Origin of the sequence: Streptomyces sp. KM273126 (genome assembly GCF_004337435.2) — a bacterium.
GTDB lineage: Bacteria > Actinomycetota > Actinomycetes > Streptomycetales > Streptomycetaceae > Streptomyces > Streptomyces acidicola.
In genome coordinates this window covers 4,075,634-4,096,805 of sequence record NZ_SJXB02000001.1, presented here as the reverse complement: position 1 = coordinate 4,096,805, position 21,172 = coordinate 4,075,634, and the positions used below count along the sequence as shown (strand labels likewise).

Sequence of the window (21,172 nt, the reverse complement as noted above, 5' to 3'; positions counted from 1 at the left end):
GGAGAAGATCGTTTGCCGTTTTCACGGGTTCCGTCCCAGGAGTGCGAGCCAGGTCACAGGACAGATCGCGGACTCTGTCGCCTCTCCTCACACCCGTGGACACACCCAGGGGCGGTACATCGGTGTGGTCGATGTACCGCCCCTGGGGACGTGCGATCCGTGCGATCCGTGCGATCCGCGGATGATGCGGATCAGCCCTCGCTGACGCCGAGCTTCTCCAGGATGAGCTCCTTGACACGGGCCGCGTCGGCCTGGCCGCGGGTGGCCTTCATGACGGCGCCCACGAGCGCACCGGCAGCGGCGACCTTGCCACCGCGGATCTTGTCCGCGATGGCCGGGTTGCCCGCGATGGCCTCGTCGACGGCGGCGGTCAGGGCGCCCTCGTCGGAGACGACCTTCAGGCCGCGCTTCTCGACGACCTCGTCCGGGGTGCCCTCGCCCTTGAGGACGCCCTCGATGACCTGGCGGGCCAGCTTGTCGTTGAGGGAGCCCTCGGCGACCAGCGCGGTGACCCGGGCGACCTGCTCGGGCGTGATGGGCAGCGCCTCCAGGTGGGTGCCCGTCTCGTTGGCCGTACGGGCCAGCTCGCCCATCCACCACTTGCGGGCGGAGGTCGCGTCGGCGCCCGCCTCGATGGTGGCGACGATCGGGTCGATGGCACCGGCGTTCAGGATCGCCTGCATGTCGACCGCGCTGACGCCCCACTCCTCGCGCAGCCGGTTGCGGCGGGTGAGCGGCAGCTCGGGCAGTGTGGCGCGCAGCTCCTCGACCCAGTCACGGGACGGGGCGACGGGCACCAGGTCCGGCTCCGGGAAGTACCGGTAGTCCTCGGCTTCCTCCTTCACGCGGCCCGAGGTGGTGCTTCCCGTGTCCTCGTGGAAGTGGCGGGTCTCCTGGACGATCGTGCCGCCGCCGCTCAGCACGGCCGCGTGGCGCTGGATCTCGAACCGGCAGGCGCGCTCCACGGACCGAAGCGAGTTGACGTTCTTGGTCTCGCTGCGCGTGCCGAACTTGTCGCCGCCCTTGGGCATCAGCGACAGGTTCACGTCACAGCGCATCTGGCCCATCTCCATACGGGCCTCGGAGACGCCGAGCGCCTTGATGAGCTCGCGCAGCTCGGCGACGTACGCCCGCGCGACCTCGGGGGCGCGCTCCCCGGCGCCGACGATCGGCTTGGTGACGATCTCGATGAGCGGGATGCCGGCACGGTTGTAGTCGAGCAGCGAGTGCTGCGCGCCGTGGATACGCCCGGTGGCACCGCCCACGTGCGTGGACTTTCCGGTGTCCTCCTCCATGTGGGCGCGCTCGATCTCCACACGGAAGGTCGTGCCGTCCTCCAGCTGCACGTCGAGGTAGCCGTTGAAGGCGATCGGCTCGTCGTACTGGGAGGTCTGGAAGTTCTTCGGCATGTCCGGATAGAAGTAGTTCTTCCGGGCGAAGCGGCACCACTCGGCGATCTCGCAGTTCAGCGCGAGACCGATCTTGATCGCGGACTCGACGCCGGTCGCGTTGACGACCGGGAGCGAGCCGGGCAGGCCGAGGCAGGTGGGGCAGGACTGCGAGTTGGGCTCGGCGCCGAGCTCGGTGGAGCACCCGCAGAACATCTTGGTCTTGGTGCCGAGTTCGACATGGACCTCAAGGCCCATGACGGGGTCGTACGACGCCAGCGCGTCCTCGTACGACACCAGGTCGGTCGTGGTGGTCACGGTGAAACTTCCCTCTCAGCCCAGCAGGACGTCGTCGTCGCCCAGCCGCTTCAGCTCGCGGTACAGGATGGCGAGGCCGGTGACGATGGCGGCGGCGGACACGGTGGCGTCGATCAGGACCAGCGTGTCGTTCTCGGCGCGGGCCTTCTTGAGCCGCTTGGCGACGCCGATCGCGCCGAACGCGGTGGCGGCCATGGACAGGTACGTACCGGACTTGGACTTCTTGAAGCCCTTGGCCTTGGTCAGTGCACTCACAGCGACGGAGCCTCCTCAAGAAGCGGATGCCCCCACTTTTCCACGTAGGCGGCCTCGACGGCCGCCCCCACCTTGTACAGGCGGTCGTCCTTCATCGCGGGGGCGATGATCTGCAGGCCGACCGGCAGCCCGTCCTCCGGCGCGAGGCCGCAGGGCAGGGACATGGCGGCGTTGCCTGCCAGGTTGGTCGGGATGGTGCACAGGTCCGCGAGGTACATCGCCATCGGGTCGTCGGCGCGCTCACCGATCGCGAAGGCCGTGGTGGGCGTGGTCGGGGAGACGATCACGTCGACCTTCTCGAACGACTTCTCGAAGTCGCGGGTGATGAGGGTACGGACCTTCTGGGCGGAGCCGTAGTACGCGTCGTAGTAACCGCTCGACAGTGCGTACGTACCGAGCATGATCCGGCGCTTGACCTCGGCCCCGAAGCCTTCCGCGCGGGTGAGGGACGTGACCTCTTCCGCCGAGTGCGTGCCGTCGTCACCGGTCCGCAGGCCGTAGCGCAGGCCGTCGAAGCGGGCGAGGTTGCTGGAGCACTCGCTGGGCGCGATCAGGTAGTACGCGGAGAGCGCCAGGTCGAAGGACGGACAGTCCAGCTCGACGATCTCGGCGCCCAGCTCCTTGAGGAGGGCCACGGCCTCGTCGAACCGCTGCACCACGCCGGCCTGGTAGCCCTCGCCGCGGAACTGCTTGACGACACCCACGCGCATACCGGCGACCGAGCCGTTGCGGGCGGCCTCGACGACGGGCGGTACCGGGGCGTCGATGGAGGTGGAGTCGAGCGGGTCGTGCCCGCCGATGACCTCGTGCAGGAGGGCCGCGTCCAGAACCGTACGGGCACACGGTCCGCCCTGGTCCAGGGACGACGAGAACGCCACCATGCCGTAGCGGGAGACCCCGCCGTAGGTCGGCTTCACGCCGACGGTGCCGGTGACGGCGGCGGGCTGGCGGATGGAGCCACCGGTGTCGGTACCGATGGCGAGGGGCGCCTGGAAGGAGGCGAGCGCGGCGGAGGACCCGCCACCGGAGCCACCGGGGATCCGGGTCAGGTCCCACGGGTTGCCGGTCGGCCCGAACGCGCTGTTCTCGGTGCTGGACCCCATGGCGAACTCGTCCATGTTGGTCTTGCCGAGGATGACGACGTCGGCGTCCTTCAGCCTCTTGGTGAGGGTGGCGTCGTACGGCGGGATCCAGCCTTCGAGGATCTTCGATCCCACGGTCGTCGGAACCCCGGCGGTGGTGAAGATGTCCTTGAGGGCGAGCGGCACACCGGCGAGGGGGCCGAGCTTCTCGCCGCGCTCCCGCTTCTCGTCGACGGCGCGGGCCTGTGCCAGGGCGCCCTCGCGGTCGACGTGCAGGAAGGCGTGCACCTTCTCGTCGACGGCCTCGATGCGGGCGAGGTGGGCCTCGGTGACGGCTACGGCGGTGAGCTCGCCGGAGGCGATCTTCGCGGCGATCTCGGCCGCCGTGAGCTTGATGATGGCGTCGGTCATGACGTGATCAGTCCTCCCCCAGGATCTGCGGCACCTTGAAACGCTGCTGCTCCTGGGCCGGGGCGCCGGAGAGCGCCTGCTCGGGGGTGAGCGACGAACGGACCTCGTCCGCGCGCATGACGTTCGTCAGCGGCAGCGGGTGCGAGGTCGGCGGTACATCTTGGTCGGCGACCTCGCTGACGCGGGCGACCGCGCCGATGATGTCGTCCAGCTGGCCTGCGAAGTGGTCGAGCTCTTCGGGCTTCAGCTCCAGACGCGCCAGCCGGGCGAGGTGGGCGACCTCCTCGCGCGTGATGCCAGGCATGCAGCGATCCTCTGGGGTGAGTGTGTGTGGTTTGGGCTCAATCCTATGGGGCACGCCGACTTGCGCGCGCACGGGATTGTGTCTGAGGGGGTCGGGTCACTGGGTGCGGTTGTGGAGGGCGGGGTGTGGGCGGGGTGTTCTCGCCCCCGCCGCCCCTACCCGTCCCATCCCCAGGGGCGCTGCCCCTTCGGCCCCGGCGAGGGGCAGCGCCCCCTGGAACCCCGGTTTCGGGGCTCCGCCCCGCACCCCGCTCCTCAAACGCCGGAGGGGCTGGATTTGCCGGCCGGGGCTGGATTTCCAGCCCGTCCGGCGTTTGAGGACGAGGCCGTTCAGGCCGATGCGGGGTCTGGGGGCGGCAGCCCCCAGGGAAGGGACGGGAACGGGTAGGGGCGGCGGGGGCGAGGAAATCCCCTCGGCGCCCCGCCCTACTCGTCCGTCGTGGCCGCCGGCAGTGCCGCCGCCGGGCGCTGCCATCCCCGTGATCCCCGCGCCCGCAACCACGCCGTGGTCTCCTCCGGAGGCATCGCGGCTGCGACGAGCCACCCCTGCACCGCATCGCATCCGAGGTCCCGCAGCCGCTCCCAGGTCTCGTCGTCCTCGACGCCCTCGGCGACCACCAACAGCCCGAGGGAGTGCGCGAGATCGACCGTGCACCGCACGATCTCCGCGTCCTCGGTGTCCACGGCCAGCCGCGCCACGAACGACCGGTCGATCTTCAGCTCGCTCACGGGCAGCCTGCGCAGGTGCACGAGCGACGAGTACCCCGTACCGAAGTCGTCCAGCGACATCTTCACTCCGTGCCCGGCGAGCCCGGCCAGGGTGTCCGCGGCCCGCTGCGGGTCCTCCAGGAGCACGTGTTCCGTTATCTCCAGTTGCAGGGCTCCCGCCGGGACCCCGTGCCGGGCGAGCCGCGCCGCGACCGCCCCCGCGAAACCGGGGGTGTGGACGTCCCTCGGCGACACGTTCACCGCGACCGGTACGTGGAGTCCCTTGGCGCGCCAGCGTGCGACCTGCTCCAGTGCCGTCTCCAGCACGTACTCCGTGAGATGCGGCATCAGTCCGGACGACTCGGCGATCGCTATGAACTCGTCCGGCGGGACCTTGCCCCGCTCGGGGTGCACCCACCGCACAAGGGCCTCCAGCCCGGCCACCTTCCCGTCGAAGCGGACCTTCGGCTGGTAGTGCAACTCGACCTCGTGCGCGTCGAGCGCGCGCCTGAGATCGCCCAGCAGACCGAGGCGGTCGGGGGTGTTGGAGTCCCGCTTGGACTCGTACACCTCCACCCCCGTACGGTCCCGCTTCGCCTGGTACATCGCCACGTCCGCCCGCCGCAGCAGGCCCTCCGCGTCGAGCGCGTGGTCGGGGAAGACGGCGACCCCGGCGCTGGCCTCCAGCACGAGGGTGAGCCCGTCGAGGTCGAGGGGAGAGCCGAGCGCGGCGACGAGGTTGCGGGCGACCCGCGACGCGGACGTCGTGGAGTCGGCCACGGGCAGTAAGACGGCGAACTCGTCGCCGCCGAGCCGCGCGGCCTCCGCTCCGCGGGGCAGCGCCAGCTTCAGCCGGTCGGCGATCTGCAGCAGCAACCGGTCACCGGCAAGGTGACCGAGTGTGTCGTTCACCGATCGGAAGCGGTCCATGTCGATCAGCATCAGGGCCGCCCGCGCACCGATCCGCTCCGCGTCGTCGAGCGCCGTCCAGGTCCGTTCGAGCAGCCACTGACGGTTCGGCAACCCCGTGAGCGGATCTCGCAGTTGCTCCTCCGCCCGGGCGCGGGCGATCCACAGCGTGTAGTCGAGCGCGATGAGAGGGATGGCGAACAGCGGCAGCAGGAGGGGCTGGGCTTCGGCGACGACACAGACGAGCGGCGCGATACCGAGCAGCGCGACCGCGACCAGGCCGTGCCTGACCAGGGCCGTGCGGGCGACCGTGGGGACGCCGCCGCCGCGGGGCGCGTGGACGTACCAGAGCAGGCCGCGGGTGACCGCGAGGTACGCGGTGGCGACCAGCACCACCTGGGGTACCGCGTAGATGTTCCAACTCGTGGGAGTCCACGGCGACTCGACGGAGGGCACGCGTCCGAACGCGGCGAGCACGAGCGCGCCGGCACCGATGCCGAGTATGTCGACGGCGCCGTGCAGCACGCCCTGCCGCCAGCGGCCCCGGCGCGCCGCGCCGACGAGGACGACGACGGTGAGGCTGACCATCCCGGCGGGCACCCAGCCGTAGAGCAACAGGGCGGCGAGGGTGAGCGCGCCGCCCGATCCGGTGCCGCCCCACCAGCGGGCGCGTCCCATCGCGACCAGGTGGCCCACGATGACGCCGGCCAGCACGGCCAGCGACCAGCCGGCCGTGCCGGACGGGAAGAGCGCGTGCTGTCCGGTGAACGCCCGGTAGAACCCGGCGCCGAGCACCGCGCAGGCCACCCCGACGATGGCGGCGGGTACCGCGGGCCAGGGCAGGTGCCGCTCGGACTCGTGTCCCGCGAGTCCCACATCGCGCACGGCGCCTTGGTGCGCGGAGGGGTGGTGCGCGGCACCGTGCGCGCCCATCGCGTGCACCAAAGCGCCGCGTGCGGCGGCGTCATCGCCGCGCACGGAAGCGCCGTTCCCGCGCTCCGACGATCGCCCTGCACCCGCTCGTCGACTGCTCAGCCATGCCCCGGGCACCCGGCGCAGACGCAGCCGTGAGTCCGGGGCGGCGCTCTCGGTCGGTTCCATTCCCGTCCCTCTCACAGCCGGCGGTGCTCACGCAGCGCGGCCCGATGCTCCCGACAACCCTCAACGGCACCGCGTCTGAATACCCACCACGCGTCCGGGCACGGCAGGCGCACACCTCAACAGTAGGCCGCAGAAGGCTTCCACGGGCAGCGGTCGTCGACGGTTGCCCGAATGCGACCCGGCCACCCGTATGCATCTGGTATGCGCCGAACGGGTGGCCTTCAACCGCTACTCCTCAGTCGGAAGCGCGACTTCCGCTGCTGCCTCCGGCCCTTGTCCGAGCAGGACGGCGAAGCCCTCCTCATTCAGGACCGGCACCTTGAGCTGCATCGCCTTGTCGTACTTCGACCCGGGGTTGTCACCCACTACGACGAACGAGGTCTTCTTCGAAACCGAGCCGGTCACTTTCGCTCCCCTGCTCTGCAGGGCCTCCTTCGCACCGTCACGCGTGTGGTGCTCCAGCGTTCCGGTGACGACGACGGTGAGCCCTTCGAGCGGGCGCGGGCCCTCGTCCTCGCCGGAACCCTCCTCCTCCATGCGGACGCCGGCGGCCTTCCACTTGCGGAGGATCTCCTGGTGCCAGTCGACCGCGAACCACTCCTTGAGCGAGGCCGCGATGATGGCGCCGACGCCGTCGGTGTTCGCCAGCTCCTCCTCGGTGGCCTGCTGGATGCGGTCGATCGAGCGGAACTCGCGGGCCAGTGCCTCGGCCGCGACCGGCCCGACGTGACGGATCGACAGACCGGTCAGGACACGGGCGAGCGGGCGCTCCTTGGCGGCGGCGATGTTCTCCAGCATCGCCACCGCGTTCTTCTTGGGCTCGCCCTGCTGGTTGGCGAAGACCGTGGCGACCTTCTCCTCGCCCGTCTTCGGGTCGCGCTTGGGCAGGCCGCTGTCCTGGTCCAGGACGTACGCCTTGATGGGCAGCAACTGCTCGACGGTGAGGTCGAACAGGTCGCCCTCGTCCACCAACGGCGGATCGGCCGGCTCCAGCGGCTTGGTGAGGGCCGCGGCGGCGACGTATCCGAAGTGCTCGATGTCCAGCGCCTTGCGGCCCGCCAGGTAGAACAGCCGCTCGCGCAACTGGGCCGGGCAGGTACGGGAGTTCGGGCAGCGGAGGTCGACGTCGCCCTCCTTCATGGGCCGCAGCGCCGTACCGCATTCGGGGCACTCGGCCGGCATCACGAACTCCCGCTCGCTGCCCTCCCGCAGGTCGACGACCGGGCCGAGGATCTCCGGGATGACGTCGCCGGCCTTGCGCAGCACGACCGTGTCACCGATCAGGACGCCCTTGGCCTTGACCACGTCCTGGTTGTGCAGCGTGGCGAACTCGACCTCCGAGCCCGCGACCGTGACCGGCTCGACCTGCGCGTACGGCGTCACCCGGCCCGTACGGCCCACACCCACACGAATGTTGATGAGTTTGGTGTTGACCTCCTCCGGTGCGTATTTGTACGCGATGGCCCAGCGCGGGGCGCGGGCCGTGGAGCCGAGGCGTCCCTGGAGGCGGATCTCGTCGAGCTTCACGACCACGCCGTCGATCTCGTGCTCCACGGAGTGGCGGTTCTCCCCGTAGTACGCGATGAACTCCCGTACGCCGTCGAGGTCGTCCACCACCCTGTTGTGCGGGGAGGTGGGAAGTCCCCAGGTCTTCAGCAGGTCGTACGCCTGGGAGAGGCGGGTGAGGCCCTCGAAGCCCTCCAGTGCGCCGATGCCGTGGACCACCATGTGGAGCGGGCGGGTGGCGGTGACGCGCGGGTCCTTCTGGCGCAGGGAACCCGCCGCCGCGTTCCGCGGGTTGGCGAAGGGCTTGTCACCGGCCTCCACCAAACGGGCGTTGAGCTCCTCGAACTTCTCCATCGGGAAGTAGACCTCGCCGCGGATCTCGACAAGATCGGGGACGTGATCACCCTGGAGACGGTCCGGAATGTCCGCGATGGTACGGACATTGGGAGTGATGTCCTCTCCCGTTCGGCCGTCGCCGCGGGTCGCCGCGCGGGTGAGGCGGCCGTGCTCGTACGTCAGATTGACGGCGAGGCCGTCGACTTTGAGCTCGCACAGGAAGTGGTACTCGGAGGTGCCGACCTCCTTGGCGATCCGCTCGGCCCAGGCGGCGAGCTCCGTGTCGTCGAAGGCGTTGTCGAGCGAGAGCATGCGCTCGCGGTGCTGGACGGCGGTGAAGTCCGTCGCGTACGCGCCCGCCACCTTCTGGGTCGGTGAGTCGGGGGTGCGCAGCTCGGGATACGCCTCCTCCAGTGCCTCCAGTGAGCGCAGGAGCCTGTCGAACTCCGCGTCGCTGACGACGGGGGCGTCCTTCACGTAGTACCGGAAGCGGTGCTCCTCGATCTGCTCAGCGAGCTGCGCGTGCTTGTCCCGTGCCTCGGCGGGCACCGCCGTCTCCGCTTGCTTGTCGCCGGCCACCGTGTTGTCCTCCCGTTACTCAGGGTTGTCCGCGAGGGATCTCGCCGCCCGGACGCAGTGGGCGAGCGCCGCGCGCGCGTACTCCGGGGAGGCCCCTGCGAGTCCGCACGACGGCGTGAGGGAGACCGCATCCGTGAGAAGCCCCGGATTCAGCCCCAGCCTGCGCCACAGCGTCCTGACACCCATGACGCTACCGGCAGGGTCTGACAATGGGCCGTCCGTGCCCGGCACGACGCCGGCCAGCAGCCTCGTGCCGGCCTCGACGGCTTCCCCGATCGCGTCGTCATCACGCTCGGTGAGCAGCGAGAAGTCGAAGGAGATCGCGGCGGCGCCGGCTCGGCGGAGCAGTGCGAAGGGGACGTCGGGCGCGCAGGAGTGAATGACGACGGGGCCGTGTGCGCCATGTGTGCCCTGTGCGCCGATGACGTCCCGCAACGTCGCCTCGACGACCTGGCGGTCCACGGCGCGGTGGGTGCGGTAGCCGCTTGCGGTCTTCACCTGGCCGCGCAGGACGGCGACGAGGGACGGCTCGTCGAGTTGGAGCACGACCTCTGCGCCGGGCACGCGCCGGCGTACGTCCTCGATGTGCGCCCGCAGCCCCTCGGCGAGGGACCCGGCGAGATCCCGGCAGGCACCGGGATCGGACAGGGCCGCCTCGCCGTTCTTCAGCTCCAGTGCCGCGGCGAGCGTCCATGGCCCGACGGCCTGGACCTTCAGCGGTCCCTCGTGCTCCTGCGTGAACTCCTCCAGCGCGTCGAGGTCCTCTCCCAGCCAGGACCTCGCCCGCTTGGTGTCACGGCCCGGCCGGTCGCCGATCCGCCAGCCGCTGGGCTCGACGCGCGCGAAAAGCTCGACGAGCATTCCGGCGGTTCGTCCGATCATGTCGGCGCCGGGGCCGCGGGCGGGTAGCTCGGGCAGGTGCGGCATTCCCGTCTCCGGGCCCTCGAAGGTCCCGGAGACGGTCTTGGCGGCCTCGCGGGCGTCGGTGCCGGGCATGGAGCCGATGCCTGTGGCGGGGCCGAAGCTGAAGTTCTCGTTCACGTGGTGAAGCCTACGTAGGTCCCATCCCGGGGGCTCCGCCCCAGGCCCCCGGCGTGGGGTGCTGGGGGTGGGTGGGTGGGTCGTGTGCGGGTGGGTGGGCGTTTTTGTCGGCCTGAACGGCCTCGTCCTCAAACGCCGGACGGGCTGGTGGTGCCTGGCCTCGGCTGAAAATCCCGGCCCCGGCCGGGCACGTTCGGCCCGACTGGGCGCCTTCAGCCGGGCAGGGAACATTCACCCCGGCCGGGAAAACCAGCCCGGCCCGCACAATCCAGCCCCTCCGGCGTTTGAGGAGCGGGGGTCCGGGGGCTGGCCCCCGAAAACGGAGGCGGGGGGAGGAGCCCTGGAACCCGGGGGTTCCAGGGGGCGGAGCCCCTGGGTTCGGGGGCGGGGCGGAGCCCCCTGGGATGGGACGAGTAGGGGCGGCGGGGGCGCGGCAACCCTCAGCCGCCCGGTCGTACCGTCACGTCATTGATTTCCGCGTCCCTGGGGAGATCCAGAGCCATCAGGATCGTCGTCGCCACCGACTCCGGGTCGATCCACCGGGACGCGTCGTACTCCTTGCCCTCCTGCCGGTGGACCTTGGCCTGCATGGGGCTGGCGGTGCGGCCGGGGTAGACCGTGGTGACGCGGACGCCACCCGCGTGCTCCTCGTGGCGGAGCGAGTCCGCCAGGGCCTTCAGGCCGTGCTTCGACGCCGCGTACGCGGACCAGTCGGCGTGGGCGCTCAGACCGGCGCCCGAGTTCACGAACACGACGTGGCCGCGTGCGGTGCGGAGCTGGGGCAGGAAGTGGCGGGTCAGCTCGGCCGGGGAGATCAGGTTGACGTTCAGCTGGTGGCGCCAGGACTTCGGGGTCAGCTCGCCGACCGGGCCCAGGTCGACCACGCCCGCGATGTGCAGCAGGGAGTCGACCCGGTCCGGGAGCGTCTGGTGCGAGAAGGCCCAGGACAGCCGGTCCGGCTCCGCCAGGTCACCCACCAGGGTCTTCGCACCGGGGAACTGGGCCGCCAACTCCTTGGCACGGCCCGCGTCACGCGCATGCAGTACGAGATCGTCCCCACGCGCGTGCAGACGGCGGGCGACGGCCGCGCCGATACCGGAGCCGGCTCCGGTGATCACATGTGTAGCCATGCCGGACATGCTCGCACCACCACACCACGCCGGACGACGTACTCTGGCGCATCACCCCGCAGTGCATGCGCCCTTTCCGGACACCTCCACGCCCGCCGGCCCCATCACCGCGTCCCCAGCGCCTCCTCCAGGTACGCGAGCGCCCCCACCGGCTCCTCCGCGAAGAAGACGAGGTCAGAGAGGGGGCGGGGCAGGAAGCCCTCGTCCTCCATGCGCCGGAACTGCTCCTTGAGGCCGTCGTAGAAACCGGCCGTGTTCAGCAGCACGACCGGCTTGTCCGTGTGGCCGTGCTTCTTGAGCTCCAGGATCTCGGTCGCCTCGTCCAGCGTGCCGGTGCCGCCGACCATGATGACCACGGCGTCGGCCTTCCCCAGGAGCAGCCGCTTACGCTCGGCGAGGTCGCGCGCGACGATCATCTCGTCCGCCTCGGGCCGCACCCTGGCCGCGAGGAACTCGACGGAGACGCCGAGCAGGCGCCCCCCGGCCTCCTGCACCCCGTCCGCGACCACCTTCATGAGTCCGACGTCCGAGCCGCCCCACACGAGCGTGTGCCCGCCCTTGCCGAGGAGCTTGGCGAACTCGCGCGCGGGGCGCGTGTAACGGTCGTCGAGGTCGGCGGCGGAGAGGAAGACGCAGATATTCATGCGTCCACGCTACGGGCCACCACTGACATCCGGGCGGACTTCGCGACGCCGGACGTCGCGGTGGCTTCAGCCACGTACTTCACTGTGGCTTCAGCCATGTACTTCGTTGTGCCTTCAGCCATCTACTTCGTTGTGGACTTCAGACGTGGGCTTCCGAGCGGGCTTCCGAGGCTGCGTCCGACCGCACGGTCACGCGCATCTTCGACTGGCGGTGCGGAAGCTCCTCCCAGTCCTCCATGAGGTGGGCCGACAGGCCGTGTCGTGCGGCGAGTGCGACGAGGGTCTCGGTCCGGTAGTAGAAGTCCTCGTGCAGGACCTGGTGCTCCCTGCCCTCGGTGCGGTCGAAGGTGAAGTCGAAGAAGCCGCCGGGCGCGAGGACGCGGCCGACGTGCGCGAAGCACTCCTCGATGACGTGCCGCGGGGAGTGCGAGAAGACGCTGTGCGCGTGGACCACGTCGAAGCGCGCGTCGGGCAGGAAGGCGAGCGTGAGGTCGTCGGCGAGCGCCAGATACGGCACTTTGGACTGCAGCCCCTCGCTCACGAGGGTGTCCTGGGCCGCGAGCAGGATGTCCGGCGAGATGTCGATCCCGTAGTAGTGGCCGCTGTCCAGGTGATCGATGAACAGCCGCCCCGCGCGCAGGTTCCCGCAGCCGATCTCCAGCATGCGGTGGTGCGGCCGCAGCCCGTGCCGTACGAGGTAGTCGAACTGCATCCGGCCGAGCTGAGCCCAGCGTTCACGCGACGGGTTGTGCCCCACCGCCGCCTCGACGCTGCGGGCGGTGTCGGAGGCCATCACGGCCCGGTAGTACGCGATGTGGTCGTGTCGGTACCTGAGCCGCAGCCAGGCGTCACGGGCGGCCCGCCGGGCATGGGCGGGGACGCGCTCGGGGTGGCGCACGGCGTAACGGACCTGGTGAGCGAGGCTCCTGCGATTCCTGGACGGACCGGACCGATCTGCGGCTCCCACGACCACCTCCACAGGGGAAGAACACGTGAGCAGCATGCGCTGTAACGGAAGAGACCGCTATCTGAGGAGGGTCAATCGTGGCCGAGGGACACAGCATCACCATCGAACAGAGCGCCGAGCACGTACGCGTGGTGCACGACGGACAGGTCCTCGCGGACAGCACCCGTCCCCTGGTGCTGCGCGAGACAGGTAGTCCCGCGCGCTACTACATCCCCGAAGGGGATGTACGCACGGAGCTGCTCACCGCGTCCGAGACCCACACGCACTGCCCGTTCAAGGGCACGGCCTCGTACTGGTCGCTCCCGGACGCCCCCGACCTCGTGTGGGCGTACCCCGACCCGAAGCCGGAGGTCGCCGAGATCAAGGGGCACCTGTGCTTCTACGAAGTAGAGGTGGTGTGACCGCGTAGAAGCGGTGTGACCGGGTGCCCGTGACGACACCTGACGAAGGGGGACGGTCGCGGCAACAGGGTCACGCCACCGCGGTCGTCGCCCTCACCGTCGTCGCGATCGTCGCAGAGCCCACCACCCGCGTCCCGTCGTACAGGACGATCGCCTGGCCGGGGGCCACCCCGCGGACCGGCTTCGTGAAGGACACCTCCAGGGTGCCGTCGACCAGTTCGGCCGTGACCTCCGTCTCGCCGCCGTGGGCGCGGAGCTGGGCGGTGTAGGTGCCCGGGCCGGAGGGGGCCGTGCCGCACCAGCGCGGCTTGATCGCCGTCAGCGCGCTCACGTCCAGGGACGCCGCCGGGCCCACCGTCACCGTGTTGTCCACGGGGGAGATGTCCAGCACGTAGCGCGGCTTGCCGTCGGGGGCCGGGGTGCCGATGCGCAGGCCCTTGCGCTGGCCGATCGTGAAGCCGTACGCGCCCTCGTGGGTGCCGACCTTGGTGCCGGACTCGTCGACGATGTCGCCCTCCGCCCTGCCCAGCCGACGGGCCAGGAAGCCCTGGGTGTCGCCGTCGGCGATGAAGCAGATGTCGTGCGAGTCGGGCTTCTTGGCGACCGCGAGGCCACGGCGCTCGGCCTCCGCGCGGATCTCGTCCTTGGTCGTCACCGTGTCGCCCAGCGGGAACAGCGCATGGGCGAGCTGCTTCTCGTCGAGCACCCCGAGGACGTACGACTGGTCCTTGGCCATGTCGGAGGCGCGGTGCAGCTCGCGCGTGCCGTCCTCCCTGAGGATCACCTGCGCGTAGTGGCCCGTGCAGACCGCGTCGAAGCCGAGCGCGAGGGCCTTGTCCAGGAGCGCGGCGAACTTGATCTTCTCGTTGCAGCGCAGGCAGGGGTTCGGGGTGCGCCCGGCCTCGTACTCGGCGACGAAGTCCTCGACGACGTCCTCGCGGAAGCGCTCGGCGAGGTCCCATACGTAGAAGGGGATGCCGATGACGTCCGCGGCGCGCCGGGCGTCACGCGAGTCCTCGATGGTGCAGCAGCCGCGCGCGCCGGTGCGGAACGACTGCGGGTTCGCGGACAGCGCGAGGTGAACGCCCGTCACGTCGTGTCCTGCTTCCGCCGCGCGGGCGGCCGCGACGGCGGAGTCCACCCCGCCCGACATGGCGGCGAGGACACGGAGGGGCTGGGAACGCTGGGAGATCTCAGTCATAGCCCTTCCAGGGTACGGGGCCGCGGGAACCGGATCCCGCGAGTATCCGTTGACGATCACATGGGGAAACGAAGGTCTCCGGGGAACAAGCCTCCGCGGGACGGTGACCGGCGGATCGGGCGGCGCGCTCTGCTCATCGGCGGGGCGGTGGCCGCCGCGGGCACCGCCGTGCTCGCCCGCGACGAGCTCGGGCGGCTGTGGTGGCGCGTGCCGGGCGTGGACAAGCCGCGCAAGGAGGGCGAGGTCGACTTCGCGGGAGCCCGCTGGGTGTCGGCGTCGGACGCGAACTGGCGGCGCGCGGACCGGCCCGACGACTACGGGATAGACACGGTGATCATCCATGTCACCCAGGGCAGCTTCGAGAGCGCGGTGAAGGTCTTCCAGGACCCGGGGCACGGCGCGGCCTCGCACTACATCGTGCGCGATGACGGCCACATCACGCAGATGATCCGCGAGCTGGACGTGGCGTTCCACGCGGGGAACCGCGAGTACAACGAACGGAGCGTCGGCATCGAGCACGCGGGCTTCGTGGAGCGGGCGTCCTCCTTCACGGACGAGATGTACGAGGCGTCCGCGCGGCTCACGGCCCGCATATGCGCGCGCTACGACATCCCGGTCGACCGCAAGCACATCATCGGGCACGTGGAGGTGCCGGGCACGGACCACACGGACCCCGGCACGCACTGGGACTGGGACCGGTACATGCGGCTCGTACGGCAGGGGGTCACGGCGCGGCAGGAGGCCACGGCGCGGCAGGGCGTCACTGCGGTGACGTGACCCCGCCCGTCGGCGCACGCCCGCCGACGCACGCCTGTCCGCTCACACTCGTCGGCTGTCCGCGCAAACCCGTCTTCGTCACGGGCTCACGCGCTCACGCGCCCCCTTCTAGCAGTTTCTTCAGCGTCAGCTCGTCCTGCGGCATCTCCTTCCGCGCGTGCGGGCGCATGACGAGCGGGCCGATCACCCTCCCGATGCCGTGCTCCTCGAAGTCGAGGGACAGCGTGAGGCGCGACCGTTCACCCTCGGCGATCGGCTCGATCGTCCCCTTCACATGCCCCCGGATGGGGCCGTCGACGCCGTCGAAACGCCAACTCCTCGGCGGATCCAGCTCGGTGACCTCCGTGGTCATCGGGATCTCCCGGCGACCGATCCGCCGGGTCACCACGACCCGCGAGCCCACGGTCAGAGGGGCGTCCCCCACGGGCCGTACCGAGACGATGCTCTCCTGCCATTCGGGGAGGTGGGCGGGGTTGGTCACGTACGTGAAGACGTCTTCGGGACGACGGGCGATGTCGACGCTTTCCTTGATCGCAGACATATGAGTCCCCTTCGAGTCCTCTTTGCGGCTGCTTACGAAAATCGTCCCATGGCGACGACGGCCCGCAACCCCGACGGCGTCGCGCATACCCCCACGAAGATCCGAAAAAGGGGGTAAAGGGGTAAAAGAGCAAAAAATCATGCTTGCGGGTATTTCCATCCAATGATGGACGTTCTATGTTGTTTGAAGGCCTACGAGACGAGTGAGGGAGTTCGACCGGAGTAGCCGACTTGGGCGAGAAGCTTCGGCTTCCGCTGGGGCCGACGTCGACGGTCGAGCCGAGAAGCCGGAAGGTCGAAAGACCGGAAGGCGACCCGTCTCGTAGGTCGCTTTGTGTCCAGGCGGGTGGCTAGGTCAGACCCGCGTTCCGCGCCCGCTCCACCGCCGGACCGATCGCCTTCGCGAGCGCGTCGACGTCCGCCTCCGTGGAGGTGTGGCCGAGTGAGAAGCGCAGGGTGCCGCGGGCCAGGTCGGGGTCGGTTCCGGTGGCGAGAAGCACATGGCTGGGCTGGGCGACGCCCGCCGTGCAAGCGGAGCCGGTGGAGCACTCGATGCCCTGGGCGTCCAGCAGCAGCAGGAGCGAGTCCCCCTCGCAACCCGGGAACATGAAGTGCGCGTTGGCCGGCAGACGGCCCTCGGAGGAAGGATCGCCGCCGAGGATCGCGTCCGGGACGGCCGTACGGACCGCGGCGATCAGGTCGTCGCGCAGGGCGCCGATCTCCCCTGCGAACCACTCGCGCTGTTCGGCGGCGAGACGGCCCGCGACAGCGAACGAGGCCACAGCCGGTACGTCGAGCGTGCCGGAGCGGACGTGGCGCTCCTGGCCGCCGCCGTGCAGGACGGGTACGGGGCTGTACTCACGGCCGAGGAGCAGCGCGCCGATCCCGTACGGACCGCCGATCTTGTGACCGGAGACCGTCATCGCCGCGAGGCCGGAGGCACCGAAGTCGACGGGGACCTGACCGAAGGCCTGGACGGCGTCGGCATGCAGGGGGACATCGAACTCCCCTGCCACGTCGGCGAGTTCACGAACCGGCATGATCGTGCCGATCTCGTTGTTGGCCCACATGACGGTGGCCAGGGCGACGTCGTCGGGGTTGCGGGCGATGGCCTCGCGCAGGGCCTCGGGGTGGACGCGGCCGTGTGCGTCGACCGGCAGGTACTCGACGGTGGCGCCCTCGTGCTCGCCCAGCCAGTGGACGGCGTCCAGCACCGCGTGGTGCTCGACGGGGCTCGCGAGGACGCGGGTGCGGGCGGGGTCGGCGTCGCGGCGTGACCAGTACAGACCCTTCACGGCGAGGTTGTCGGCCTCGGTGCCGCCGGCGGTGAAGACGACCTCGCTGGGTCGGGCGGCGAGGGCCTCTGCGAGGGTCTCGCGGGCCTCCTCGACGGTGCGGCGGGCCCTGCGGCCTGCCGCGTGCAGCGAGGAGGCGTTGCCGGTGATGCCGAGCTGGGCGGTCAGGGCCTCTGCCGCCTCCGGGAGCATCGGAGTCGTCGCTGCGTGGTCGAGGTAAGCCATGATGACGCCGATTCTACGGGGGCGGCTCACAGCAACCTCGGCCGACGGGGTGCCGGGCACGCGTCCGGTCCCGCTTCGGTCGACGGCCTGCGGGGGCGCCCCTAGAAGCTCCACGAAACCGTGTTGTCCAGTTGCATCAGCGCGACCAGGACAAGGAGGTCGGCGACTCCGAGCGCGAGCCCGAGGCAGGCACGGCCGCGGCGGGTTGTTCCGCGCCACAGGGCCGCGGCGGCCAGGACGACGGCGATCGGACCCAGGAACACGTTGAGGACGAGCAGCCCCAGGAGGCCCAGGACGAAGGACGCCACAGCCATGCCGTCGGCGTCCTGGGTTCCGGTGCGGCGGCGTTGCGGTGCGGCGGCGAGTTCCATGATCGGCCAGCTCTCAACAGGAGGACGGAGAGGATCAGTTGGTGGTGGTGCGGCGGCGACGGCCGTGGCGCTCACGAACCGCGAAGACCGCGAGCCAGATGCCGATGACGGCCGCGGCGGCGAGGGAGACGGGCAGTGGCGCGTGGGCCACGGCGCCCATGACGACACCCAGAAGCATGAGGGCGGCTACGAGGAACAGCATGGTGGTGTGCCTCTCTTGTACCTCTGTACCTCTCGTTTCTTGTGCCTCTCGTTATGGCTCGGTGAACGATTGTAGGTACAGTTGTTCACTGACTTCTCAGTCTAGCCAGTCGTGCGGCTTTCCGGCGACTTTCCGATCCCGGAGAACAGTTGTTGACTGCATGGCATGAGTCACACCCTCGGCATCCGGCAGGCGCAGAAGCAGAAGACCCGGCAGGCGTTCCTGGACGCGGCGTTGGAGCTGCTGGAGGAGCAGAGCCTGAGCAGCCTGGGTCTGCGCGAGGTCACCCGAGCCGTCGGGGTCGCCCCGACCGCGTTCTACCGGCACTTCCGGTCGACGGCGGACCTCGGCGTGGCGCTGGTCGAGGAGGCGCTGGGCAGCCTGCACCCGATGATCGGGGCCACGGTGTCCGCGGCCGGCGACAGCGACCAGCGCATCGCGGGCGCCGTCGAGCTGATCGCCCACCACGTGGACGCGTATCCCGCACACGTCCGTTTCATCGCCCGGGAGCGACACGGCGGCGTTCAGCCGGTGCGAGAGGCGATCGGTGCTCAACTGGCCCGGTTCGCCGAGGAGGTGAAGGCCGAGCTGGCCACACACCCGGAGGCCGAGGGCTGGAGCGACGACGACCTGTTGATGCTCGCCGGACTCTACGTCGACCAGATGCTGATGACGGCCTCGCTCTTCCTGGCGACTCTGGACGCGCCCGAGCAGGAGCGTGCACGTGTGGCCGATGTGGCGTCCCGCCGTATGCGGTTGATCAGCATCGGCCGCCGCCACTGGCTGGGTTGACAGCCTCAGCCCTGGTACAGCTCCGTGACCGAGGCCGCCGCCGCGGCCAGTTCGGCGCGTGCCTCGGGGGGCGAGAGGACCTCCAGCCGGTCGGCGAAGACGAGGAGCCCACGCACCTCGCCAAGACGCCCGTAGGACAGGTGCGCGGTGAGCCACTCGCTCCCGCCATCGCCCTCCGGGTCCTCCGGGTCCTCCGGGTCCTCCGGCAGGGCAGTCAGCCAAGCAGCCTGGAGACGCAGGAACATGTCGGCGTACGCGCGCCGCACCCGCACCGTGACGTCGATGCCCGTCGGCCGCTCCTCGACCTGGCGCCGCAGCACCTCCCAGACGTCGGAGAGTTCGACGCCGGGGCGACGCTTCACCGTGTCGCGCAGCACGGTCGCCGACCGTACGCGGTCCGCGCGGAACAGTCGCGGTTTCCCCCGCCGGTCGGCGACCAGGTACCAGACGCCCGCCTTGGACACGAGCCCGTACGGGTCGACCGTGTACGTGCTCGGCTCCCTGTCGCCGCTGTGCCGGTAGCTCAGCCGCAGCCGCCGGTCGGCGAAGACGGCGTCCTGCAGCGTCTCCAGGTCGACGGCCTGCCGTGGGCCGCCCTTCCAGCGTGAGGCGTCGACGAGGACGCGGCGGCTGGTGGCTTCGGCGGCCGGCCGGTGGGGTGCCGGCAGCGCGGCCATCACCTTGCGCAGCGCCGAGCCGAGCGCCTCGTCCAGGCCGAGCGCCGCGTGCGTGCCCTGCGCCGCCAGGACGAACAGGGCGCGGGACTCGTCGGCGGTGAGCCCCGTGACGTCCGTGCGGAACCCCGCGAGCAGCTCGATCCCGCCGTGCCGTCCACGTTCGGCGTACACGGGCACGCCGGACGCCGACAGCGCCTCGACGTCCCGGTAGATGGTCCGCACCGACACCTCAAGGCGCTCGGCGAGCTCGTGTGCCGGGACGCGGCCGCGGGTCTGGAGCAGCAGGAGGATCGAGAGCAGACGGTCGGCCTTCACCGACCCAGGATTTCAGCCCGCACCGACAGCCGGCCGTGACGAGTCCGAGCCGTGACGAGTCCTGGTCGAGCGTGACGAGGCTCAGCCGAGCCGCACGCGCGCCAGCTGCCGCGACTGGGCGACCAGACGGTCCGCGCTGTCCCAGACCTCGGCGTCCTCCTCCAGGAAGCCGCCGGCGAGGTTGCGGGTGGTGATGGAGACGCGCAGGGGGCCCGGCGCCGGCCGGGACCGTACGTGCACGGTGAGCTCGACCGTCGGGACCCACCCGGAGATGCCCAGCTCGAAAGCCGTGGGCGGCAGCGCGTCCACCGCGAGCAGCAGCGCGAGGGGGTCCGCGTCGCGGCCGTCCGCGAGGCCGAACCACGCCCGCATCTCGCCCTTCCCGGACGGTGCGCCGAGCGCCCAGCCGAGCGTCGACGGGTCGAGTTTCAGCATCAGCCGCTCGGTGATGGCCGAGCTGCCGGAAACGGGGGTCGGTCCGTCCTGTGGACCGAAGCAGTCCTCCATGGGCGGGAACACGGGCGGCTGCGCCGTCGTGCGGACGTCGTCCGGCAAGGAGTCCAGGTCGCCGTACGAGGCGAGCACACGGATCCGCTCGACCTCGTGGCCGTTCTCGTCGTGCTGGAAGAGGGAGGCCTGGCCGGTGGAGAGGGTGCGGCCGGTGCGGATGACGTCCGTACGGATCACCGCGGGACCGGGCCGGGACGCCGTCAGGTAGTGCGCGGAGATCGTGAACGGGTCGGAGTGCGGCAGGGCGTCCGCGAGGGCGCGGCCCAGGGCGGCCAGGAGGTACCCGCCGTTGACAGCGTTGATGATCGTCCACCCGGCGGAGAGGTCGATGTCGTAGACGCCCTCGTCGCGCCGCGTCACGGCGGTGTCGCGGTCGAACTCGCTGTCGCCGACGGTCGCCTGGGTCGCCTCTGTCACCTGGGTCATGGCGGTACCGTACAACAGAAAATTACTAAGCAGTAGCTTTATGCCTGTGTCCCCCCTCCACCTCCTCCGCCTCCACCGCCGACGACCTGCGGTTCCAGGCCCTCGGCGCCCTCCAGTGGAAGTGCATCGCGAGCAGCCGCAGCACGAAGGCGGCGACCGCGGCGAGCCCGGAGGTGAGCGGCGTGAGGGTGTCGTAGCGGATGCACAGCACGACCAGGGCGGCACCGGCCATCGCGGGCACCGCGTACAGATCCCGGTCCCAGCGCAGCAGCGACGGCACCTCGTTGGCGAGGACGTCGCGCAGGACGCCGCCCCCGACGGCGGTCGCGAGGCCGAGGGCCGCCGAGGCGGTGAGGCCGAGCCCGTACTCGTACGCCTTCGTTGTACCCGAGACGCAGAACAGCCCGAGGCCGGCCGCGTCGAAGACATTCACGCCGGTCTGGATGCGCTCCACCTCAGGGTGGAGGAAGAAGACGAGGAGGGCGGCGAGCAGCGGCGTCAGGAAGTAGCCGAGGTCGGTGAACGCCGCGGGCGGTACGGCCCCGATGACCAGGTCCCGGATCAGCCCTCCACCCAGCGCGGTGACCTCGGCGAGGACGGCTATGCCGAAGATGTCGAAGTTCTTGCGGACGGCCAGCAGGGCGCCGGAGATCGCGAAGACGAAGATGCCGATCAGGTCGAGCGCATGCTGGACGGAAGGGGTGAAGAGTTGCTGGAGCACCTAAGCATTGTTACGCACAGTGGGCGTGCACCTTGCATTAC

Annotated in this window: 21 protein-coding genes; 3 read left to right on the top strand and 18 right to left on the bottom strand. The window is 70.5% G+C overall.

Annotated features, from left to right (window positions below):
* Nucleotides 1-191: 191 nt before the first annotated feature.
* The 10 genes from gatB to E0500_RS17620 all read right to left on the bottom strand — a co-directional run bounded on the left by gatB (nucleotide 192) and on the right by E0500_RS17620 (nucleotide 12,714).
* Complete coding sequence (gene gatB, locus E0500_RS17665; RefSeq protein WP_131558271.1) at nucleotides 192-1,706, bottom strand: Asp-tRNA(Asn)/Glu-tRNA(Gln) amidotransferase subunit GatB; 1,515 nt, start codon at nucleotides 1,704-1,706, stop codon at nucleotides 192-194.
* A gap of 15 nt (nucleotides 1,707-1,721) precedes the next feature.
* Complete coding sequence (locus E0500_RS17660; protein ID WP_131558269.1) at nucleotides 1,722-1,961, bottom strand: hypothetical protein; 240 nt, start codon at nucleotides 1,959-1,961, stop codon at nucleotides 1,722-1,724.
* Nucleotides 1,958-3,454, bottom strand: coding sequence for an Asp-tRNA(Asn)/Glu-tRNA(Gln) amidotransferase subunit GatA (gatA, locus tag E0500_RS17655; protein ID WP_131558267.1), 1,497 nt, complete (start codon nucleotides 3,452-3,454; stop codon nucleotides 1,958-1,960). The genes E0500_RS17660 and gatA overlap by 4 nt, the downstream gene beginning before the upstream one ends.
* Nucleotides 3,455-3,461: 7 nt before the next feature.
* The gene (gene gatC, locus E0500_RS17650) at nucleotides 3,462-3,758 is read right to left on the bottom strand and encodes an Asp-tRNA(Asn)/Glu-tRNA(Gln) amidotransferase subunit GatC (protein WP_131558265.1); all 297 of its coding nucleotides are present in this window, start codon (nucleotides 3,756-3,758) and stop codon (nucleotides 3,462-3,464) included.
* Between the two features lie 425 nt (nucleotides 3,759-4,183).
* Nucleotides 4,184-6,475, bottom strand: coding sequence for a bifunctional diguanylate cyclase/phosphodiesterase (locus E0500_RS17645; protein WP_131569914.1), 2,292 nt, complete (start codon nucleotides 6,473-6,475; stop codon nucleotides 4,184-4,186).
* A 228-nt stretch (nucleotides 6,476-6,703) separates the two neighbouring features.
* A complete protein-coding gene (gene ligA, locus E0500_RS17640) occupies nucleotides 6,704-8,896 on the bottom strand; it encodes an NAD-dependent DNA ligase LigA (RefSeq protein WP_131569912.1) in 2,193 nt (730 codons plus the stop codon).
* A 15-nt stretch (nucleotides 8,897-8,911) separates the two neighbouring features.
* Nucleotides 8,912-9,937, bottom strand: a complete 1,026-nt coding sequence (locus E0500_RS17635) for a methionine synthase (RefSeq protein WP_181587038.1) — start codon at nucleotides 9,935-9,937, stop codon at nucleotides 8,912-8,914.
* Between the two features lie 440 nt (nucleotides 9,938-10,377).
* Complete coding sequence (locus E0500_RS17630) at nucleotides 10,378-11,076, bottom strand: SDR family oxidoreductase (protein ID WP_131559970.1); 699 nt, start codon at nucleotides 11,074-11,076, stop codon at nucleotides 10,378-10,380.
* Between the two features lie 95 nt (nucleotides 11,077-11,171).
* On the bottom strand, nucleotides 11,172-11,711 hold the full coding sequence (locus E0500_RS17625) for a TIGR00730 family Rossman fold protein (RefSeq protein ID WP_131559968.1): 540 nt from the start codon (nucleotides 11,709-11,711) through the stop codon (nucleotides 11,172-11,174).
* 139 nt (nucleotides 11,712-11,850) lie between these two features.
* Nucleotides 11,851-12,714, bottom strand: coding sequence for a class I SAM-dependent methyltransferase (locus E0500_RS17620; protein WP_131559966.1), 864 nt, complete (start codon nucleotides 12,712-12,714; stop codon nucleotides 11,851-11,853).
* A 41-nt stretch (nucleotides 12,715-12,755) separates the two neighbouring features.
* Between E0500_RS17620 and E0500_RS17615 the strand changes: the two genes are divergently transcribed.
* Entirely contained in the window at nucleotides 12,756-13,079 is a 324-nt protein-coding gene (locus E0500_RS17615) for a DUF427 domain-containing protein (protein ID WP_131559964.1), read from the top strand.
* 70 nt (nucleotides 13,080-13,149) lie between these two features.
* Here the strand turns inward: E0500_RS17615 and mnmA are convergent, their stop codons facing one another.
* A complete protein-coding gene (mnmA, locus tag E0500_RS17610; RefSeq protein WP_131559962.1) occupies nucleotides 13,150-14,280 on the bottom strand; it encodes a tRNA 2-thiouridine(34) synthase MnmA in 1,131 nt (376 codons plus the stop codon).
* 60 nt (nucleotides 14,281-14,340) lie between these two features.
* Between mnmA and E0500_RS17605 the strand changes: the two genes are divergently transcribed.
* Nucleotides 14,341-15,057, top strand: a complete 717-nt coding sequence (locus tag E0500_RS17605) for an N-acetylmuramoyl-L-alanine amidase (protein ID WP_131559960.1) — start codon at nucleotides 14,341-14,343, stop codon at nucleotides 15,055-15,057.
* Nucleotides 15,058-15,151: 94 nt separating this feature from the next.
* Here E0500_RS17605 and E0500_RS17600 read toward each other — a convergent pair whose 3' ends face one another.
* The 4 genes from E0500_RS17600 to E0500_RS17585 form a co-directional block, all read right to left on the bottom strand.
* Nucleotides 15,152-15,598, bottom strand: a complete 447-nt coding sequence (locus tag E0500_RS17600; protein ID WP_131559958.1) for an SRPBCC family protein — start codon at nucleotides 15,596-15,598, stop codon at nucleotides 15,152-15,154.
* 349 nt (nucleotides 15,599-15,947) lie between these two features.
* Nucleotides 15,948-17,117, bottom strand: a complete 1,170-nt coding sequence (locus E0500_RS17595; RefSeq protein ID WP_131559956.1) for a cysteine desulfurase family protein — start codon at nucleotides 17,115-17,117, stop codon at nucleotides 15,948-15,950.
* A gap of 101 nt (nucleotides 17,118-17,218) precedes the next feature.
* Nucleotides 17,219-17,488, bottom strand: a complete 270-nt coding sequence (locus tag E0500_RS17590) for a DUF4190 domain-containing protein (protein WP_131559954.1) — start codon at nucleotides 17,486-17,488, stop codon at nucleotides 17,219-17,221.
* 34 nt (nucleotides 17,489-17,522) lie between these two features.
* A complete protein-coding gene (locus tag E0500_RS17585) occupies nucleotides 17,523-17,690 on the bottom strand; it encodes a hypothetical protein (protein WP_165934875.1) in 168 nt (55 codons plus the stop codon).
* Nucleotides 17,691-17,855: 165 nt separating this feature from the next.
* Here E0500_RS17585 and E0500_RS17580 point away from each other — a divergent pair, with 165 nt between their 5' ends.
* Nucleotides 17,856-18,482 (top strand): TetR family transcriptional regulator, encoded by a 627-nt coding sequence (locus E0500_RS17580; RefSeq protein ID WP_131559953.1) that lies wholly within the window; start codon nucleotides 17,856-17,858, stop codon nucleotides 18,480-18,482.
* Between the two features lie 5 nt (nucleotides 18,483-18,487).
* On the opposite strand, the gene E0500_RS17575 is transcribed toward E0500_RS17580, so the two are convergent.
* The 3 genes from E0500_RS17575 to E0500_RS17565 form a co-directional block, all read right to left on the bottom strand.
* Complete coding sequence (locus E0500_RS17575) at nucleotides 18,488-19,474, bottom strand: YafY family protein (protein WP_131559951.1); 987 nt, start codon at nucleotides 19,472-19,474, stop codon at nucleotides 18,488-18,490.
* A gap of 81 nt (nucleotides 19,475-19,555) precedes the next feature.
* Nucleotides 19,556-20,410 (bottom strand): thioesterase family protein, encoded by an 855-nt coding sequence (locus E0500_RS17570; protein ID WP_131559949.1) that lies wholly within the window; start codon nucleotides 20,408-20,410, stop codon nucleotides 19,556-19,558.
* A gap of 25 nt (nucleotides 20,411-20,435) precedes the next feature.
* Nucleotides 20,436-21,131 carry a trimeric intracellular cation channel family protein gene (locus E0500_RS17565; RefSeq protein ID WP_131559947.1) on the bottom strand — a complete coding sequence of 232 codons (696 nt, stop codon included), beginning with the start codon at nucleotides 21,129-21,131 and terminating at the stop codon, nucleotides 20,436-20,438.
* Between the last annotated feature and the right edge of the window lie 41 nt (nucleotides 21,132-21,172).

What these genes read in the sequence shown, in the direction of transcription:
- E0500_RS17645 (WP_131569914.1), bottom strand. Translation starts at nt 6,475, where the DNA reads ATGGAACCGACCGAGAGCGCCGCCCCGGACTCACGGCTGCGTCTGCGC.
- E0500_RS17630 (WP_131559970.1), bottom strand. Translation starts at nt 11,076, where the DNA reads ATGTCCGGCATGGCTACACATGTGATCACCGGAGCCGGCTCCGGTATC.
- mnmA (WP_131559962.1), bottom strand. Translation starts at nt 14,280, where the DNA reads ATGACTGAGATCTCCCAGCGTTCCCAGCCCCTCCGTGTCCTCGCCGCC.
- E0500_RS17625 (WP_131559968.1), bottom strand. Translation starts at nt 11,711, where the DNA reads ATGAATATCTGCGTCTTCCTCTCCGCCGCCGACCTCGACGACCGTTAC.
- gatA (WP_131558267.1), bottom strand. Translation starts at nt 3,454, where the DNA reads ATGACCGACGCCATCATCAAGCTCACGGCGGCCGAGATCGCCGCGAAG.
- E0500_RS17605 (WP_131559960.1), top strand. Translation starts at nt 14,341, where the DNA reads ATGGGGAAACGAAGGTCTCCGGGGAACAAGCCTCCGCGGGACGGTGAC.
- E0500_RS17580 (WP_131559953.1), top strand. Translation starts at nt 17,856, where the DNA reads ATGAGTCACACCCTCGGCATCCGGCAGGCGCAGAAGCAGAAGACCCGG.
- gatC (WP_131558265.1), bottom strand. Translation starts at nt 3,758, where the DNA reads ATGCCTGGCATCACGCGCGAGGAGGTCGCCCACCTCGCCCGGCTGGCG.
- E0500_RS17600 (WP_131559958.1), bottom strand. Translation starts at nt 15,598, where the DNA reads ATGTCTGCGATCAAGGAAAGCGTCGACATCGCCCGTCGTCCCGAAGAC.
- E0500_RS17590 (WP_131559954.1), bottom strand. Translation starts at nt 17,488, where the DNA reads ATGGAACTCGCCGCCGCACCGCAACGCCGCCGCACCGGAACCCAGGAC.
- E0500_RS17570 (WP_131559949.1), bottom strand. Translation starts at nt 20,410, where the DNA reads ATGACCCAGGTGACAGAGGCGACCCAGGCGACCGTCGGCGACAGCGAG.
- E0500_RS17585 (WP_165934875.1), bottom strand. Translation starts at nt 17,690, where the DNA reads ATGCTGTTCCTCGTAGCCGCCCTCATGCTTCTGGGTGTCGTCATGGGC.
- E0500_RS17595 (WP_131559956.1), bottom strand. Translation starts at nt 17,117, where the DNA reads ATGGCTTACCTCGACCACGCAGCGACGACTCCGATGCTCCCGGAGGCG.
- E0500_RS17620 (WP_131559966.1), bottom strand. Translation starts at nt 12,714, where the DNA reads ATGCTGCTCACGTGTTCTTCCCCTGTGGAGGTGGTCGTGGGAGCCGCA.